This is a genomic window from Acutalibacter intestini, from assembly GCF_034334985.1.
GTDB classification, from domain to species: domain Bacteria; phylum Bacillota; class Clostridia; order Oscillospirales; family Acutalibacteraceae; genus Acutalibacter; species Acutalibacter intestini.
This window is the reverse complement of record NZ_JAWXXL010000109.1, coordinates 1-1,052: the sequence shown is the minus strand read 5'-3', so window position 1 is coordinate 1,052 and position 1,052 is coordinate 1. Positions and strand designations below refer to the sequence as shown.

The following is a 1,052-nucleotide window of genomic DNA, read 5'->3' as shown; positions in this document are numbered from 1 at the left end:
TTGGTTGTCAATGACGAAGTGGCAAGCTGGCGCGGCGACGGCGGGTTGAAGCAGTATGAAGTTATGAAATCCGCGCTTGGCGCGCGGCGGCAACCGTTGATCCTGTCAATCAGCACGGCGGGATATGAAAACGACGGGATTTTTGATGAATTGATGAAGCGATCCACGGCCTTCTTGAAGGGCAATAGCAAGGAACGCCGCCTTTTGCCGTTCCTGTACATGATTGACGATGTGGAACGCTGGAACGATATTGAAGAGCTGAAAAAGGCAAACCCGAATATGGGCGTTTCCGTGTCGGAAGACTTCTTCCGCGAGGAAATAGCGGTTGCGGAAATGTCCGCAAGCAAAAAGGCCGAATTCCTGACGAAATATTGCAATATCAAGCAGAATTCTTCTATTGCGTGGCTTGACGCGCACATTGTGGAGGGTTCGGCGGCAGAAATCACGCTTGCAGACTTCCGGAAAACCTATGCCGTGGGCGGCATTGACCTTTCGCAAACAACGGACTTGACGGCGGCAACAGTGATCGTGGAGCGGGGCGGGAAACTGTACGCGTTTACACAGTTCTTCATGCCTGCAAACCGCGTCGAGCGGGCAACGGCGATTGACGGCGTGCCGTATGCCCTATTCGTGCAGAAGGGTATTATAACGCTTTCCGGCGAAAATTACGTTGACTATAAGGACGTGTATAAATGGTTTGTTGAGTTGAAGGAAAAATACGAAATATACGTTCTCAAAGTAGGCTATGACCGATACAGTGCGCAATACCTTGTTGACGATATGCGAGCCTATGGCTTCCACATGGACGACGTTTTTCAAGGGGAAAATCTCGCAGGCGTGATCCGTGAATTTGAGGGCATTTTGCTTGATGGCAATTTCAAGATTGCGGATAACAGCTTGTTAAAGGCGCATTTTTTGAATGTGGCCTTAAAACACAACATGGAAACGCGGAAGTTCCGTCCGGTTAAAATCGAACAGCGGGCGCGCATTGACGGCTTTGTGTCCGTGATCGACGCAATGACCGTCCGGCAAAAATACTATAACGAAATCGG

At 50.0% G+C, this 1,052-nt stretch carries 1 protein-coding gene; it reads left to right on the top strand.

What is annotated here, in order from left to right; translation table 11 throughout:
- Positions 1-1,052 (top strand): terminase TerL endonuclease subunit (locus U8U68_RS22825; RefSeq protein ID WP_322204580.1); only part of this gene is annotated, 1,052 nt, incomplete at both ends.